This is a genomic window from Dickeya sp. MK7 (assembly GCF_000406305.1).
GTDB classification, from domain to species: domain Bacteria; phylum Pseudomonadota; class Gammaproteobacteria; order Enterobacterales; family Enterobacteriaceae; genus Dickeya; species Dickeya fangzhongdai.
Window position 1 is genome coordinate 4,311,925 of sequence record NZ_CM001984.1, and the last position, 17,296, is coordinate 4,329,220.

The window sequence follows — 17,296 nt, forward strand, 5'->3', positions numbered from 1 at the left end:
CAGGCAGGGAAAACCCGTCGTTTAAAGGAGATAGGGAATGTTAGAAAAAATCAAAATAAAAAATGGGCTTTACTGCGTTATCGCCGTATTTGTGCTGCTATTACTTTCTGTTTGCACGTTCAGTCTGTATTCCTCCATGCAAAGCAACCTGTCTATCCGCAAGGTCAGCAGCATCGAGGGAGAACAGCTTATCCCGCTTTATTCCGCCTATTCGGAAATGCTGAATGCCAGGCTGGCCGGCATTAACGTCGCGTTGGCCATTGAGAGCAAAAAGGATGACGCCACCATTCAGGCCGGTCTTGAACGGCTGAACGGCTACATCGCTTCCGCCAACAGCACCATGTCGGAACTGCGCGGTATTCCGGCGCTGACGTCGCAAGGCCGGGCGCTGCGCGGTGAAATCGACGACGCCTTCAATGACTACATGAACAACGCCGTCGCTCCTATGCTCACGGCGCTGCGCGACCGAAACGTTGATCGGTTCTACACGACGCTGGTGCCCGATGCGCTGGAAAAAGGCGCGACCTTCCGCCAGAAGCTGACGCAGTTTGTCACCTTCGCCAAAGGTATCGGGCATGAAGAGATCGCGCATGCGGACGGCTTCTATCAGCAGACATTAACTATCCTGATTTCCACGCTGATAGTGGTGCTGTTCATCAGTCTGTTCACTCTGAAATTCATTCGCACCGTGGTGCTGACGCCGATGCAGAAAGTCAGAACCTATTTCGGCATGATGGAACGAGGCGTGCTGACGCTGGATATTCCTCCTCAGCACAATACCGAGATGGGCGGGCTGATGGTTTCGCTGAAAGACATGCAGCAGGCATTCCGCAAAATCGTGCTGGATGTCAGAGACTCGGCCGGTTCCGTGGCGGCCGGCGCGGAACAAATCTCCGCCGCCAACCGGGATTTCGCCGCCCGTACCGAAGCGCAGGCGTCATCCGTCGAACAAACCGCCGCCAGCATGGAGCAGATCACCGCGTCGGTGCAGGAAAACACCGCCAACACCGGCAAAGCCATGACACTGACCAACTCCGTGGCGGCGCTGGCGGAAAAAAATGCCAGCAACTTTAGCCAGATGATCGAACGCATCCAGCACATCGCCGACAGCTCCAACAAGATCAACGATATCATCAGCATCATGGACGGCATCGCCTTCCAGACCAACATCCTGGCGCTTAACGCGGCGGTGGAAGCCGCCCGCGCGGGCGAAGCCGGTAAAGGCTTTGCGGTCGTGGCGTCTGAAGTGCGCAGTCTGGCGCAGCGCAGCGCCGGGTCTGCACGCGAAATCAAAGAGTTGATCGAAAAAACGGCCAATGAAATCGCCCAGGGCGAAAAAGTCGCGTCGCTCTCCACCCAGGATATGGCGCGGCTGATGGACGAGATCAAACGCGTGAATGAATTCATGGCGGATATCTCGATGGCCTCATCAGAGCAAGCCAAAGGCATCGAACAGGTTAACACCGCCATCACCCTGCTTGAGCAATCCTCCCAGCAAAACGCGGCGCTGGTCGAAGAGTCCGCCTCCGCCAGCTCCTCGCTGCACGAACAGGCGAAAAATCTGGACGACACCATGACGTTTTTCAATCTGAACGACAGTAACCCGCTGGCTATCGCCGCGCCGCGTTGATGCTTTCCGGCAGCAACCGCCGCCCCTTGGTCAGCCCGCCATCAACGGCGGGCTGATTTTTCTCAATATTGCGCAGGCAGAAACAGCCGCTCACACCAATCAGCGCGCTTGTTACACCCGGCACGCGATCTTTTACATCCAGCGACGATAATAGACGGTGTCCCGCCATAAGGCGTGACACCGCCCAACGTTGAAGAAGGCTACCTCTTACCCGCAACGGCTTTATCAGGAGGCATCATGGCGCTCAAGCCTGTCCGAACCGGCATTATCCCTATGAGATCGTTGTTGTCCGGGACATTTTTGTTATGCGGTACGTTGCTGTTGTCCGGCTGCCCCCGCACGTCGGAATGGCCTGATAGCGGCGCCGGTACGCCGCCGGCCAACCAGCCGGTGCCCTACGGCCAATGCGACAAAGTCGGCACCTACGACATCCGTTTCGATCGCTTCGACGAAACCGCCCAGCAGATCGCCCACGCCACCGGCTGCGGCATCATCACCGACACCAGCAAAACCGGCGCGGTGCGCCCTCACCCGGTTATCGGCACGATGACCATCCGTCAGGCGGTGCAAACGGCGATCGCCGGCACCCGATTGCGGATCACGCATCAGGACGGAGAGAGCATAACGGTGGAGTGATAACACGGAACTTAATTGAATTTTTTCTTTTTATCATGACGATACGGCTTCACGCTGTAAGTCGGCGTCATGACTGTCGATACCGCGTGTTTAATTGACGTTTTTAATCCTTTAAACACGCTGACTTCATTTGAAATATCCAGATAATCACTAATCCCCTGAGCCAGGGACTCAATAATAGTTTGGGCGTCACGAATACGGAAAGTAGGCGACTCCGCCAGTTTCAGCAGGCAGGCTTTATCCGGAAACACCTTACTGTTTGCCATCTTGAGCGCCATTTTATTATCAATGGTGTCATAAATCAGGGTGTGGGTGATATCAAACGGTGGAGAAACAAATATCCGTTTCATGTCGGGCGTATATTGCAAAGCAAAATTTTTCAGATGCGCATCGCCATTACCGATCAGACAATTAAACACAATGTACCGATACATTCTGGATACTTCATCGTAACTACCGGTGTAAAGATGCGTTGCTTTCAACAATGTCTCATAGCTGCCGCTATATTTCGCATCAGGATTGTTGGGTTTCTTCAACAATGTGGTGAAATCTTCATACCCCAATCGCTGCCCTTCTGGTTTGTCGAAACGCGCGACGATGAAGGTTTCGAGATTCTCCGACAACCAGGTTTCAGGCGGTTCCAGACCGCAATACCTCGCCGCGCCCATACATACAAACTCATTAACCGTCAGTAATGGAAATAGCTCGTCAAACGATTTAACGATAAGCGCTTTCTGTTCCACCGTCCTGCCTGTTTCAGGCAAGCTGACCTTGGGCTGCACGCCAGCCAGCGTATTACGTAAATAATATTTTTCCAGCAATTGGGGAAACAACGGCTCCGATCCCTGATAATGCAAAATCTCGGATAACGAGATATTTTCAGTTTCAGGAAAATGCAAATCGCTTTGGTAATCCAGCATGCCGATACCATGTTCTCCCTGCAATGCAAGCAGATACATATCATTAACCCGCGCATAACGGGCCAGTTTTTCCGCGATGTAGCGTCGGTTAAATCCCTCAGGCAAGTTTTGCGCGAAAACAGGATGCAGGGCGCCGGATACATAGCCATCCAGCGTAGAGTTGGTCATGGTTAACGATACATGGCGCTGAACCTGAGTGGGCTGGTAATGATGAACCGAGCCATGCGTTAGCACGCCCAATGGCTGACCTGACGAGCACACGGTAATCTTATCGATTTTTCTGGGTAGTTGCTCCAGCACCATTACTCATCCTCCGCAAAGAGCTTGTCGACCTCATCCCAGCCTGGCAGCCGATGCTGCTTCGTCACCAACTCAAGCTGTAAACCGACCGCATCCAGATACCGTTCAAAAATATCCAGCGAGCCAGTAAACCGGCCGTTCTCAATCTCGGATAGCGTGGTTTTGTTAATCCCCGTTTGCTCCGCCAATTGTCTTTGTGTTAGCCCGCGCGCCTTACGGGTACTGGCTATCGTTTTCCCCATACTCTCTCTGCTTGCCATGCTCGCCGCCGTCAACGTGATGCCATCGCCTATCAAAAGAATACCACCGAAAAAGTTAGCCATATAGCTAACAAGTGAAATAAAATACAAAAAGTTAGCCATACGGCTAACCTTTATCAAAAAATAGACGTCAACCATCAACGATGATGGCACCAATCAACGGCGACACGATGCAGAACAACGGACGCCAGCCATCAGGGAAAGCATACCAACGCACTGGTATGCTTTTAGGATATCAAAACACCCTATCCTCCAGCGGGTTGCCCTTTTCCAGCCGCTTGGCGAGCCACGGCGGCAGCGTGCCGGCCAGCAGGGTTTGCAGCGCGTCGCGCTGGGGTTGAATCCGGGTGCCGGGCGCGACCTTGACCGGGTGGATGTTGTGGCGAATGATGCGCGCCGCCGCCGGGCCGCCAATCGCCTCGCAGAACAGCAAGTGGCAGTCGTTCAGCAGCGCCGAACGCACTTCATTGCCTTCCTGCTCGCCGCCGGCAGGCTGATAGCGGCGCAGGTCGTGCAGCCAGGAACCGTCCTGATCGAACGCGTAGATAAAAAACAGCCGACACTGACCGAAATGGCCGTTAATGGTCATCCCATCCTGCGAGGCGAACGCCGCCAGCAGTTGCGGCCTGCGTCGGGAAGGCGCCGCGACAGCCAGGTGCGGCGGCAGCGCGCCGCGCAGGCAGTCCATCACCGAGCGCCAACGCGCCGGGGTCATGGCGTCGGCATCAATCGGGAAACGCGCCGCCAGTTCCGCCTGCGTCAGCGACGCCAGCCGGTCCGCATCCAGCGACGCTTCATCGCCGTCGCCAAGCCAGCCCAGCAGCCGTGGCGGCGGCAGCTCCGGCAGGCACTGGATCAGCGCGAACAGGCGCCAGAACAACACATCATCATCAGACATGCTCCTTTCTCCTTATCCGAGCTCAGCACGGCTGGCCCGCAGGCTGACCGGGAACACGGGTTTCGTGTCCTGAGGATTGACGTAATAACACTTGCCGCCTTCCAGCTCGACGCGTCCGCCCCAGTAATCGTGCCGATCAAACTCCATGCCCGTTACTTTGGCTTCCAGGTCCAGCTTGGCGACGTAGCAGTACAGTTGTGCGTTGCGTTCACGAAAAATCACCACCGGCATCGGTTTCTCCTTAACGGAACAGGACAGCCCGGACAACGCCGGGCGCCTGATAGTGGAAGAAGGTTGCAGCCCTCCCTGTTCACAGGGAAACGCCGCCACCTCAGCGGATCAGATCGAAGTTGTAATCGGTCTTGCCGAGCGTCATGGTGTCGTGATCCAGTTTCTCCAGCACCGCATTCACCAGCGTGGTGAGGATCGACATCGCTCCCTCGTAACCCCAGGTGGTCTGGCGATGCAGGTGGTGACGGTCGAACAGCGGGAAGCCGAGCCTGATCAACGGCACTTCAAACTGTTCGCCCTTCGCCAGCGTGTCGCGCTGAATGAACTTGCCGTAGGAGTTGCCGATCATGAAATCCGGTTTGTTGGTAAACATCAGCGAGCGGAAGTGCCACAGGTCGCAGTTGATGTACACCTCGCTGTCCTGACCATAGGGCGACGCTTCCAGTAGTTTCTTCATCGCCTTTTGCCAGCGTTTGCTGCCGTTGTGGCACAGGATCACCGTCGGTTCGCAGCCCAGCTCCAGCAAAAACTGGGTTAACCCCATGACAAAATCCGGATCGCCGTACAGGCCGAAGCGCTTGCCGTGCAGCCAGGTGTGGGAGTCGAGCATCATGTCCACCAGCCGGCCGCGCTCCAGCGTTAGCGCCTCGCCAATCGGTTTACCGGTCAGTTCGCTGACCGTCATCAGTAGTTTGTCGGTGGCGGCCAGGCCGATCGGCACCGGCACCTCGGTGGCGGGCTGGCCCCATTCGTCATGCACCATTTTTTTGGTCTTCACCAGATGCCACGGCTGCAGCAGCAGCGTATCGATGGCGTTCGGCGCGTCGCGCATCTCCTGCTGGCTGGTGCCGCCGGCGTACATACGGTAGTGACCGTCGGCCGGGGTATCCAGCACCTCGGACGGATCCGACAACAGGCTGCACGGCACTTCCATCTGCGCCATCATCCGTTTTATCACCCGGTAGTTGCCGAGGTAGGTTTCAAACCCGGTAACCAGATTCAGCCGCGCCAGCGAGCCGGGCTGATGGTTTTTCCCTTCGCCGGTGGTGAAAGTGCGGGCGAAACCTTCGAACATGTTGTCCCAGCCGGTGATGTGGCTGCCGATAAAACTCGGGGTGTGGGCGTATGGAATCGGCATGTCCGCGGCGACAAATCCATCTTTCTTGGCGTTGGCGATAAAGGCCTGTAAGTCATCGCCGATCACCTCCGCCATGCAGGTGGTGGAGACGGCGATCATTTCCGGCTGGTACAACGCGCTGGCGTTCTGCAAGCCGCTGTTCATATTGTTATTGCCGCCGAATACCGCGGCATCTTCGGTCATCGAGTCGGAAACGCAGGCGATCGGCTCTTTAAAGTGACGATTAAAGTAGGTACGAAAATAGGCCACGCACCCCTGCGAACCGTGTACGTAAGGCAGGGTGTTGGCAAACCCGAGCGCGCACAGCACCGCGCCCAGCGGCTGGCAGGCTTTCGCCGGGTCGATGGTCAGCGCTTCGCGCTGGAAATTCAGCTCCTGGTACTCTTGAGTGGTGGTCCACTCGAAGACGTCGCGCACGCGCTGTTCGTCGTGGGCTTCCTCCATACCGCGCTTGTTGCGAAACAGCGTCTGGTATTCCTCCTGCTCGAACAACGGGTAGCAGGGCTGGGTTTTTTCAGCAGTTTGACTCATGGTTTTCTCCTCCCGCGCCACTAATCGGTGAACTAACGGGATATCAGGCTGGTTTTATAAACAATCATCGTTGATAAATCATCATCAGGCGGACTTCAGCCACGGGGCGGTTAATTCGCTCCAACTGGGGTTATTGAGCGTCATGTCCATATCGCGGGCGAAGATGGCGAAGCCGTCATAGCCGTGGTACGGACCGGAGTAATCCCAGGAGTGCATCTGACGGAACGGCACCCCCATTTTCTGGAAGATGTACTTTTCCTTGATGCCGGAGCCGATCAGGTCCGGTTTCAGCGCCTTAACGAAGGCTTCCAGCTCGTAGCTGCTGGCGTCGTCGAACATCAGCGTGCCTTCCTTCAGCTCCGGCAAGGTGCGGTCGTAATCGTCGTTATGACCGAATTCATAACCGGTGCCGATGATCTCCATGCCGAGGTCTTCATACGCGCCGATGATGTGGCGCGGCCGCAGCCCGCCGAGGTACAGCAGCACCTTGCGCCCTTCCAGCCGCGGGCGGTATTTGGCGATTACCGCGTCGGTTTGGGCCTGATAGCGGGCAATCACCGCCTCGGCGTTTTTCTGGATGGTTTCATCGAACTGCGCGGCGATTTTGCGCAGCGACTCGGCGATTTTGGTGGGACCGAAGAAGTTGTATTCCATCCACGGAATGCCGTGTTTTTCCTCCATGTGACGCGAGATGTAGTTCATCGACCGGTAGCAATGCACCAGATTCAGCTTCACATGCGGGGTGTTTTCCATCTCCACCAGCGTGCCGTCGCCGGACCACTGCGCCACCACCCGCAGCCCCATCTCTTCCAGCAGAATGCGCGAGGCCCAGGCGTCGCCGCCGATGTTGTAGTCGCCGATGATCGCCACGTCGTACGGCGTGGATTCGAACGGTTTGCCGTCGCGGTTATCCAGCACCCAGTCGCGGATCACGTCGTTGGCGATGTGGTGCCCGAGCGATTGCGACACGCCGCGAAACCCTTCACAGCGTACCGGCACCACCGGTTTGCCGATGGCTTTGCGGCTGGCGTTGGCGACCGCTTCGATGTCGTCGCCAATCAGCCCCACCGGGCACTCCGACTGAATGGAAATGCCCTTGGTCAGCGGGAACAGCTGTTCCAGTTCCTCAATCAGTTTGGTGAGTTTTTTATCGCCGCCGAACACGATGTCTTTTTCCTGAAAATCAGAGGTGAAATTCAGGGTGCCGAAACTGTTCACGCCGCTGACGCCGGTGTAGTAATTGCGGCGTCCGGCGCGGGAATACTGCCCGCAGCCGATCGGCCCGTGGGAAATATGGGCCATGTCCTTGATCGGGCCGAACACTACGCCTTTGGAACCGGCGTAGGCGCAGCCGCGAACGGTCATCACCCCCGGCTGGGATTTGCGGTTGGACACGATGCATTTGCCCACGCTGTCCATCGCCGGGTCGGTCACCATCATGTGTTTTTTGCGCTCTTTGCGCGCTTTTTCAGGGAAGACCTCCAGCACTTCCTGGATGATCGCCTGATTGCGTTCACTCGTTGCGTTTGTCATTCCGGCTTTCCTTTATTCATCGCCAGACGCCCGCCCCCGCGGCCGCCGGCACAGGGTTCATCAGGCGGCATTCTCTTCGGCGGCGGTCTTGCCGATGATGCTGGTGTCTTCTTCTTCCATGATGCCGAACTCCATCAGCAACGCTTCCAGTTCGTCCATCGTTACCGGCGTGGGCACCACCATTTTGGTGTTGTTGACGATCTTGCCCGCCAGCGTGCGGTACTCATCGGCCTGTTTGCATTTGGGGTCGTATTCGATCACCGTCATGCGGCGGATTTCGGCGCGCTGCACGATGTTGTCGCGCGGCACGAAGTGAATCATCTGGGTGCCGAGTTTTTCCGCCAGCGCGATGATCAACTCATCTTCGCGATCGGTCTGACGGGAATTGCAGATCAACCCGCCGAGGCGCACCTTGCCGGACTTGGCGTATTTAACGATGCCTTTGGAAATGTTGTTGGCGGCGTACATCGCCATCATCTCGCCGGAGCAGACGATGTAGATTTCCTGCGCCTTGTTTTCGCGGATCGGCATGGCGAAGCCGCCGCACACCACGTCGCCCAGCACGTCGTAGAACACAAAGTCGATGTCCTCTTCATACGCGCCCTCCTCTTCAAGGAAGTTGATGGCGGTGATGACGCCGCGACCGGCGCAGCCCACGCCCGGCTCCGGGCCGCCGGACTCGGCGCAACGCACGCCGCCGTAGCCGATTTGCAGCACATCTTCCAGTTCGAGGTCTTCCACCGAGCCGACTTCCGCCGCCATTTCCATAATGGTGTTCTGGGCCTTGGCGTGCAGGATCAGACGAGTGGAGTCCGCCTTCGGGTCGCAGCCGACGATCATCACCTTCTTCCCCATCTCCGCCAGCGCGGCGACCAGATTCTGGGTGGTGGTGGATTTACCAATACCGCCCTTGCCATAGATGGCGCATTGACGCATTGCCATGATTGCTTCTCCTGTTCGGGTTGAATGCTTGTTGCACACCCCATGAGGAGTGCAGGGAACGTACCAGCCGGGCCATATCCATCAATTCATTGATTTACTTTGATTTTTAGAAAACGTCAGCCGCCACGGCGGCACAGAGACAAGACAATCGGCAGACCAATTGTTGGAAAAGGGACAATCAGGATAGCGTCTGAATGCGGTATGCGGCCGGCAGCGCCGCCAACCGGCATGCAATCGGAATACGGTACGTTTTCTTAAACGCCGCCATAGCCGATGCGATAAAGAAATGACCGACGCGATAAAGAAGATGAATGAAAAGAAAAATAAAAAAACCACGTATGTTATCCAAACGTGGTTATTATTGAAGAATACATTTATACATATTTTATCTATGATTCTGAATTATCTTTTCAGAAAAAAACCATCGTTATGAAATTTTCTGTATAGAGATGGAGCCATCCTGGGTGGTATTAGCCGCGGATATCGGTGAATAAACCAGTTGGCTCGAAACACCGTAAAAATTCTTGGTATAAGAATTCCCCGGATTCACCAGAATATCAAAATCCGCGCTGGCAATACCGCTGCCGGAGGTGGCAATCACTTTGGTTCTTAATACCTCCTTGATTTCATTTGGCGTATTAACCGCAATAACATCAATACGATTGCCGGAGAAATACAGCCCCACCTGCCCGGTATTACCGGATTGAACGGTCAGTGCATACCAGGCCAGCGGCGGGGTGGCGTACGAGCGGGAATAACCGTTAAAGTGTACGGCACGCCCATCCAGCGGGATTTCCTGATTCTGGATTTTACCCAGCGGAAAATAGAGACTGACCGCGTAGACATCAATGGACGATCCCTGCTGTTCCGTTTTCGGTACGGAAACCGTGATCTCGCTGGCATGGGTCACGCCGGGATTGATGAGATAAGCCAGCCCGAGAGAAAAACCCTGGGACTGTACGGAATCAATCTGATAACTGGTCGGCGCCTGATTGTTATATACCACATTAAAACTGGTTGTATTCCCGGTATTGTTATACGCCACAATGGCAACCGGCTGATTGGGTAAATTGGTGAATGTCACTGCATCCCCCGTACCTAATGTCGTACGGCTGCCGTCATCAATACTTTTTTTCAACTGCACCGCATTCAGAGTTTCAACTGCAATAGCCATATTCCGTTCCTCTTAATGAATAATATATTGGAGTGAAAGCGGTAATATCACCGCCGTCTGATAACTGTAGGCAGTGAATATTTTCCTCTCAAGAAAATAGAATATGATATTTTCGTCAATACTAATCCATTAATGCCAATTGAATTAATTAATTCATCGCATGATCCATCCCCATTGATATATAGAGATATTTTTAAAACATCCACGCATATTATTTAGAATAAAATAATTCAAAAGCGTATTTCTTATTATCAGGCCACAAAATTTGATGGCGGCGACTCTATTATGCGCGCCGCCCTCGTCTGACGCCCGGCAACAGTAGCCACAAGTGCGGGAAGCGGCACAACACTTTGTTGGCAGGCCGACAGGATGTCGCAGTCCGTGTCTTGTTCCGCTCAATCACACCGGCGCCGCATCGCCACAGCCGCGGCAGCAGCCATCGTAACCCTTTCAATCTCCTGCTTTTCCTGTATCAGGCGCTAACTGGCATAAGCCGTGCTAGGTCAGCCCATGACGGTGCGTCAGCCGGCAAAGCGTAGCTGGCGGCCTTCGACACCACAGAGAGGAACCCGTACATGGCAAGAAAGATGAAAACAATGGATGGCAACGCCGCGGCGGCGTATATCTCGTACGCCTTTACCGAGGTGGCGGCTATCTATCCCATCACCCCCTCCACGCCGATGGCTGAAAACGTGGATGAATGGGCGGCGCAGGGCAAAAAGAATCTGTTCGGCCAGCCGGTCAGAATGGTGGAAATGCAGTCGGAAGCCGGAGCGGCGGCGGCGGTGCACGGTTCGTTGCAGGCCGGCGCGCTCACCACCACCTATACCGCGTCGCAGGGGTTGTTGCTGATGATCCCCAACCTCTACAAAATCGCCGGCGAGCTATTACCGGCGGTGTTCCACGTCAGTGCCCGCGCGCTGGCCACCAGCTCGCTCAATATTTTCGGCGACCACCAGGACGTGATGGCGGTGCGGCAAACCGGCTGCGCCATGCTGGCGGAGAGCAGCGTACAACAGGTGATGGACCTGTCCGCGGTAGCGCATCTGGCGGCGATCAAAGGCCGGGTGCCGTTCATCAACTTCTTCGATGGTTTTCGTACCTCCCACGAGATCCAGAAGATCGAACTGCTGGAGTACGACGAACTGGATGCGCTGCTGGACCGGCAGGCGGTGGAGCGCTTTCGCCGCGGCGCCCTGCATCCGGACCACCCGGTGGCGCGCGGCACCGCGCAAAACCCGGATATCTACTTTCAGGAGCGGGAATCGGTTAACCGTTTCTATCAGGCGCTGCCGGAACTGGTGGAAGAGACGATGGCGCACATCAGCCGGCTCACCGGCCGCGAATACCACCTGTTCAACTATTACGGCGCGCCGGACGCCGAACGCCTGATTATCGCGATGGGGTCGGTGTGCGAAACCATTCAGGAAACCGTCGATTACCTCAACCAGCGCGGCGAACAGGTCGGGCTGCTGACCGTGCACCTGTACCGCCCGTTTTCGCTGACGCATTTTTTTGCCGCCATCCCGCCCACGGTGCAGCGCATCGCGGTGCTGGACCGCACCAAAGAACCGGGCGCACAGGCCGAGCCGTTGTACCTGGACGTAAAAAATGCCTTCTACAATCACGATACCCGGCCGCTGATCGTCGGCGGCCGCTATGCGCTGGGCGGCAAAGATATCGCACCGGCGCACATCGCCGCAGTTTTCAATAACCTGCTGCAGCCCATGCCGCAGGATGGTTTTACCGTCGGCATCGTGGACGATGTCACCCACAGCTCGCTGCCGCTGCCGGTCGATGACATCGATACCGCGCCTGCGGGCACCACCGCCTGCAAGTTCTGGGGACTCGGTTCCGACGGTACGGTCGGCGCCAATAAAAGCGCCATCAAGATCATCGGCGATCAGACGCCGATGTACGCGCAGGCCTATTTCTCCTACGACTCGAAAAAATCCGGCGGGATTACCGTGTCGCACCTGCGTTTCGGCTCCCAGCCGATTACCTCGCCGTACCTGATCCGCAACGCCGACTTTATCGCCTGTTCGCAGCAATCCTACGTCGATAAATACGACCTGCTGGCGGGGCTGAAACCCGGCGGCATTTTCCTGCTCAATTGCACCTGGAACCCGACGGAGCTGGAAGCGGCGTTGCCGGCGGCGATGAAACGCTATCTGGCGCGCAACCAGATTCGCTTCTATGTGGTCAACGCGGTGGACATCGCCCGACAGCTCGGGCTGGGCGGCCGCTTCAACATGATCATGCAGGCGGCATTCTTCAAACTGACCGGGATTATTCCCGCCGATACCGCCGCCGATTACCTGAAAAGCGCGGTCGCCCTGTCCTACGGCAAGAAGGGCCAGAGCGTGGTGGAGATGAATCAGTCCGCCATCGATCAGGGCATGCAGGCGCCGGTTCAGGTACGCATCCCGACCGAGTGGGCCGACCTGCCGGAACCTGTTGCGACCCTCGACGACACCCAGCCCGATTTTATCCGGCGTATTCTGACGCCGATGAACCGGCAGGAGGGCGATAACTTGCCGGTCAGCGCCTTTACCGGCATGGAAGACGGCACCTTTCCGCTCGGTACCGCGGCGTTTGAGAAACGCGGCATCGCCATCAGCGTGCCCGCCTGGCAACCGGAAGGCTGTACCCAGTGCAACCAGTGCGCGTTTATCTGCCCGCACGCCGCCATCCGCCCAGCCCTGCTGACCGAAGAAGAGCGGGCGCTGGCGCCCGACACCCTGCTCAGTAAACCGGCCACCGGCGCTAAAACGCTGCATTACCATCTGGCGGTGTCGCCGCTGGACTGCTCCGGTTGCGGCAACTGCGTGGATATCTGCCCGTCGCGCGGTAAATCGTTGACCATGCAGCCGTTGACGTCGCAGCAGCCCAAAATCGCGCTGTGGGAACAGGTGCTCGGCCTGCCGCCCAAAGCCAACCCGTTCAGCAAAACCACCGTCAAGGGCAGCCAGTTCGAGACGCCGCTGCTGGAGTTCTCCGGCGCCTGCGCCGGGTGCGGCGAAACCCCGTACGCCCGCTTGATTACCCAGCTGTTTGGCGACCGCATGCTGATCGCCAACGCCACCGGTTGCTCCTCCATCTGGGGCGCCAGCGCGCCGTCCATCCCTTACGCCGCCAACCACCGCGGACACGGCCCCGCCTGGGCCAATTCACTGTTTGAGGACAACGCCGAATTCGGATTGGGGATGCTGCTGGGCGGCAACGCCATCCGCGAACAGCTGGCCGGCGACGCCGCGACGGCGTTGATGCAACCGCTCAGCCCGGCGCTGGCCGACGCGCTCAATCTGTGGCTGGAACTGAAAGACCGCGGCGACGACACCCGCAAACGGGCCGATCGATTAATCACCCTGCTGGAGCATGAAAAAGGCGACGACCCGGTGCTCAACCGTCTCTATCAGAACCGGGATTACCTCGCCAAACGGTCGCAATGGATTTTCGGCGGCGACGGCTGGGCCTATGACATCGGCTTCGGCGGGCTGGACCACGTGCTGGCCTCCGGCGAAGACATCAACGTGCTGGTGTTCGACACCGAGGTGTATTCCAACACCGGCGGCCAGTCGTCCAAATCCACCCCGGCGGCGGCGATGGCGAAATTCGCCGCCGAAGGCAAACGCACCCGCAAGAAAGACCTCGGTCTGATGGCGATGAGTTACGGCTACGTGTACGTGGCGCAGGTAGCGATGGGCGCGGACAAAGCGCAAACGCTGCGCGCCATCGCCGAAGCGGAAGCCCACCCCGGCCCGTCGCTGGTCATCGCCTACGCCGCCTGTATCAATCACGGCCTGAAAGCCGGCATGGGATGCAGCCAGCGTGAAACCAAGAAGGCGGTGGAAGCAGGATACTGGAATCTGTATCGCTTTAACCCGCAGTTGCAGGCGGCGGGCAAAAACCCGTTCACGCTGGACTCCGACGAACCGGAAGCCGATTTCCAGGACTTTTTGATGGGAGAAGTGCGCTATAGCGCGTTACGGCGCCAGTACCCGGAGCAGGCGAGTCAGTTGTTCGCCAAAACCGAACAGGACGCCAGAGAGCGTTTCGAGCGGTACAAACGTCTGGCGGAGGGGTAATGCTGCCAGCGCCTATGATTGTCAGGCAAGGATAGCCGTTGCTCTGGCGCCTGCGTTGCAGGCGCCATCTTAATCACCGGGGAATCAGAATGACTGCAACGCGCCGATCTTCCCTTGCTGCCAGTTGGTTTCAGACTGGCGCAGCGCCTGACTGATATCCGCCAGCCGGTCGGAAGGCAGCGTTTTCGGCAGCAAATCCAACCCAACGGTCGAGAGAATTTGGCCGTAGGTATTGCGCAGTTCCGCGTAGGCCAGATCCTGACGCAGATTAGCATTCAGGGCGTTCAGTTCGCCTTGAATCAATTGCAGTTCGCCGATGCTGTTGGCCTTATAGCGATTGCGCAGTTGTTCGGCAATCTGGCCGTCGAGATCGCGCAGTTCCACACTGGTTTTATACTGGCGCACCGCTTCGTTGAAGTTGGCGCGGGCGATATACAACTGCGCCATAACGGCCAGCGACATTGCCTGACGCTGCACTTCCGACACCTTTTCATTGGCCTGAGCGGTCTTATACGCTGCCGGTCCGGACAGCAGATTAAACAGGTTCCAGGTCACCTTCACGCCGACGTCGGCCCAGCTCTGGTTAACCATGAACGAGTTGCTGTCGTAGTGGCCGCCCGCGCTGACCTCCAGCCCCGGCAACATGCGCAGCAGAGATTTACGGGTTTCAGCTGCGTGAACGCGCACCTGATAATCCTGCTCCTTCAGTTCCGGACGGCTAAGCAGCGCGGTCTGTTCCAGGGTATTGAAGTCGACGTTTAATTGCGGCACCGGCATGTCGTTACTGTTCGGCAACGCCAGCGTATACGGGGTATCCAGCGGCAGATTCATCAACGTCGCCAGTTCGGTCTTCGCCAGCGACAATGCCCGGCGTTGTTCTTCCAACTGGCGCACCGCGTCAATCAGCGCACGGCGATAACTGAGCGCTTCAACCGGATCGCCGACCTGCTGCGTACTCATGTGCTCACTGGCTTCGCGCGCCTGATTCACCCGATCGATCAGGCTATCAATCCGCCCCAGCAGGCGCTCTGCCGCTACCGCCCGCCAGTACGCCGAGCGCACGTCCTGAATAATGGTATGGACGACCTTGCGCTTACGCTCGTCGGCGATCCAGCGCTGATCGGCCTTTTGTTTGGCGCTGACATAACTGACGCCGAAATCCAGCACGTTCCACACCATCGTCAGGTCGGCAACGTCGCGGTCGCGTTCCAGCGAGGTGGAAGGCTCCAGCGATTGCCGCCCGGTTTCGATGCTGCGGCTACTGGACGCGCTGGTGTTGCTGCGCCCGACATAGCCCGCCGACATCGCCATCTGGGGCAGCATGTCATAGCGCGCCAGCTCCAGTTGCTGTTGCGACAACGCCTGCTCCATCACCTTAAGCCGGGCTTCCAGGTTGTATTTAAGCGCCCTCGCCATCGCATCGTACAAGGTAATGGGCGCCGTTACCGGCTCCTGTTTGCTGAACATGGCGACCTTATCCAGCTGGATACGTTGCTCGCTTTGTTCTTTCGAAATAGGCTGACTGGTGACGGCACAACCGCTCATCGCCATGACGATGAGGCTGAGACTGAAAAGTTTCCGACCCTTTGACACGATTTCACTCCTGACCTTTGTTGTTATTTTTCGGCTGCTATTGTCATCACTACTGCTATTGCCACGAATGCCTTGTCCCAAGACCGCGTTTATCCTTGCTGTCTATCGTTACTGCTCTGACCGCGATCGGCCTGAGCGCTATTGAACTGCCCCATATCGAGCAACGCCTGTTCAATGGCGGCCAAACGTTGCGATTCCATGTCCCCAATGTGCCGCAACTGACGCTCCAGGCCGGGGGCGAACTCCATCGCCATGCCGCCGGATGGCGTCGTAAGCTGCGCCTCATTTCCGGTGTTGCCTGCGTTGACGCTAATGTCACGCCAGCTACCGCCGGAGAACACCGCCATCGGCGACAAGGAAGGCAGGTTGATCCCTGAAAACACGCCTGCCAGCGAAGAGCTTCCGCCCAGCGCGCCGCCGGTATTGAAACTGGGGAATGACCCCAGCGAACTTTCAAACCGGTTGGCGCCGCCGGAAACAGCGCCCTGCCCGAAGGCACCGGCGATCTGACTGACCGGCGCGCTACCGGTTTGCTGCGTATTCTGGGACGCCTGAAAGATCGTTGACGTTGCCGTCGTGTTGTCTGTCGTTACGCCGGTATTCAGTGAGCCGAGCGGCGTCGGGGCAAATAATGCGCCTAACGTGATCGGCGCATTGGGCGCCACCGTAATCATCGGCACCGGCGCAGCGTTAGTCGGCATCGACCCCGTGCCGTTGACCCTGAATTCCGGGTCGCCGTTATCCACACTATTGCCGTTATCCACATTATTGCTGTTATCCACACTGCTGCCGGTGACGACAAGCCCAAAGGTGGTGCTGACCGAGGCATTACCGCTGTCGGTCGCCGTTACCCGAATGGTCAGGTTACCCACATCGCCGTTGCCCGGCGTGCCTGAGAAGGTGCGCGTCGGCGGATTGAAAGCCAGCCAGCCCGGCAGCGCCGAACCATCCGCCTGCGTCGCGCTCAACGTCAGCGTATCGCCGGTATCGGGATCGGTGAAAATACCGGCCGGTACGGTAAAGCTGAAGCCACCGTTTTGTGTCGCCGTTTGAGCATTCAGCGAGCCGGACACCACGGGCGCATCGTTGACGTTGGTGACGGCCAGCCCGAAGGTGGTGCTGACCGAGGCATTGCTGCTGTCGGTCGCGGTTATCCGGATGGTCAGGTTGCCCACATCGCTGTTGCCCGGCGTGCCCGAGAAGGTGCGCGTCGACGGGTTGAAAGCCAGCCAGACCGGCAGCGGCGAACCATCCGCCTGCGTCGCTCTTAACGTCAGCGTGTCGCCGACATCGGGATCGGTAAAAGTGCCGGCCGGTACGGTAAAGCTGAAGCTGCCGTTTTGCGCGATGGTCTGGTCGGCCACGGGTAGGGAAACGACCGGCGGAAGATTACTGTTGTTAACCGTTAACCCGAAGGTGGTG

General features: G+C 57.5%; 14 protein-coding genes. 3 read left to right on the forward strand and 11 right to left on the reverse strand.

The genetic code is table 11. The features are described from left to right. Positions 1-37 precede the first annotated feature (37 nt). Positions 38-1,630 (forward strand): methyl-accepting chemotaxis protein, encoded by a 1,593-nt coding sequence (locus DXXMK7_RS18635; protein WP_038920346.1) that lies wholly within the window; start codon positions 38-40, stop codon positions 1,628-1,630. On the opposite strand, the gene DXXMK7_RS18640 is transcribed toward DXXMK7_RS18635, so the two are convergent. Continuing rightward, a complete protein-coding gene (locus DXXMK7_RS18640) occupies positions 1,611-1,799 on the reverse strand; it encodes a hypothetical protein (protein ID WP_038920347.1) in 189 nt (62 codons plus the stop codon). The genes DXXMK7_RS18635 and DXXMK7_RS18640 overlap by 20 nt on opposite strands. Positions 1,800-1,867: 68 nt before the next feature. Between DXXMK7_RS18640 and DXXMK7_RS18645 the strand changes: the two genes are divergently transcribed. Next, positions 1,868-2,266 carry a hypothetical protein gene (locus tag DXXMK7_RS18645; RefSeq protein WP_100850212.1) on the forward strand — a complete coding sequence of 133 codons (399 nt, stop codon included), beginning with the start codon at positions 1,868-1,870 and terminating at the stop codon, positions 2,264-2,266. 11 nt (positions 2,267-2,277) lie between these two features. On the opposite strand, the gene DXXMK7_RS18650 is transcribed toward DXXMK7_RS18645, so the two are convergent. The 8 genes from DXXMK7_RS18650 to DXXMK7_RS18685 form a co-directional block, all read right to left on the reverse strand. After that, positions 2,278-3,489, reverse strand: coding sequence for a type II toxin-antitoxin system HipA family toxin (locus DXXMK7_RS18650; RefSeq protein WP_038920348.1), 1,212 nt, complete (start codon positions 3,487-3,489; stop codon positions 2,278-2,280). Further along, positions 3,489-3,848: a helix-turn-helix domain-containing protein gene (locus tag DXXMK7_RS18655; protein ID WP_197724567.1), complete on the reverse strand. Its 360-nt coding sequence runs from the start codon at positions 3,846-3,848 to the stop codon at positions 3,489-3,491. The genes DXXMK7_RS18650 and DXXMK7_RS18655 overlap by 1 nt, the downstream gene beginning before the upstream one ends. Before the next feature lie 133 nt (positions 3,849-3,981). Continuing rightward, positions 3,982-4,644, reverse strand: a complete 663-nt coding sequence (locus DXXMK7_RS18660; protein WP_038920349.1) for a NifB/NifX family molybdenum-iron cluster-binding protein — start codon at positions 4,642-4,644, stop codon at positions 3,982-3,984. Between the two features lie 12 nt (positions 4,645-4,656). Beyond that, entirely contained in the window at positions 4,657-4,875 is a 219-nt protein-coding gene (gene nifT / locus DXXMK7_RS18665) for a putative nitrogen fixation protein NifT (RefSeq protein ID WP_038920350.1), read from the reverse strand. A gap of 100 nt (positions 4,876-4,975) precedes the next feature. After that, complete coding sequence (gene nifK / locus DXXMK7_RS18670) at positions 4,976-6,544, reverse strand: nitrogenase molybdenum-iron protein subunit beta (RefSeq protein WP_038920351.1); 1,569 nt, start codon at positions 6,542-6,544, stop codon at positions 4,976-4,978. A gap of 84 nt (positions 6,545-6,628) precedes the next feature. Then, positions 6,629-8,077, reverse strand: coding sequence for a nitrogenase molybdenum-iron protein alpha chain (nifD, locus tag DXXMK7_RS18675; RefSeq protein WP_038920352.1), 1,449 nt, complete (start codon positions 8,075-8,077; stop codon positions 6,629-6,631). Positions 8,078-8,137: 60 nt separating this feature from the next. After that, on the reverse strand, positions 8,138-9,019 hold the full coding sequence (gene nifH / locus DXXMK7_RS18680; RefSeq protein WP_038665259.1) for a nitrogenase iron protein: 882 nt from the start codon (positions 9,017-9,019) through the stop codon (positions 8,138-8,140). 427 nt (positions 9,020-9,446) lie between these two features. Then, positions 9,447-10,193: a hypothetical protein gene (locus DXXMK7_RS18685; protein ID WP_038920353.1), complete on the reverse strand. Its 747-nt coding sequence runs from the start codon at positions 10,191-10,193 to the stop codon at positions 9,447-9,449. Between the two features lie 575 nt (positions 10,194-10,768). On the opposite strand from DXXMK7_RS18685, the gene nifJ reads away from it, so the two are divergent. Beyond that, positions 10,769-14,281, forward strand: a complete 3,513-nt coding sequence (nifJ, locus tag DXXMK7_RS18690) for a pyruvate:ferredoxin (flavodoxin) oxidoreductase (RefSeq protein WP_038920354.1) — start codon at positions 10,769-10,771, stop codon at positions 14,279-14,281. An 84-nt stretch (positions 14,282-14,365) separates the two neighbouring features. On the opposite strand, the gene DXXMK7_RS18695 is transcribed toward nifJ, so the two are convergent. Together DXXMK7_RS18695 and DXXMK7_RS18700 are read right to left on the reverse strand one after the other, a co-directional pair. Then, complete coding sequence (locus tag DXXMK7_RS18695; protein WP_038920355.1) at positions 14,366-15,874, reverse strand: TolC family protein; 1,509 nt, start codon at positions 15,872-15,874, stop codon at positions 14,366-14,368. Positions 15,875-15,963: 89 nt separating this feature from the next. Then, positions 15,964-17,296, reverse strand: a 1,333-nt coding sequence (locus tag DXXMK7_RS18700) for a putative Ig domain-containing protein (protein ID WP_193745930.1), incomplete at its 5' end; no start/stop codon positions are given.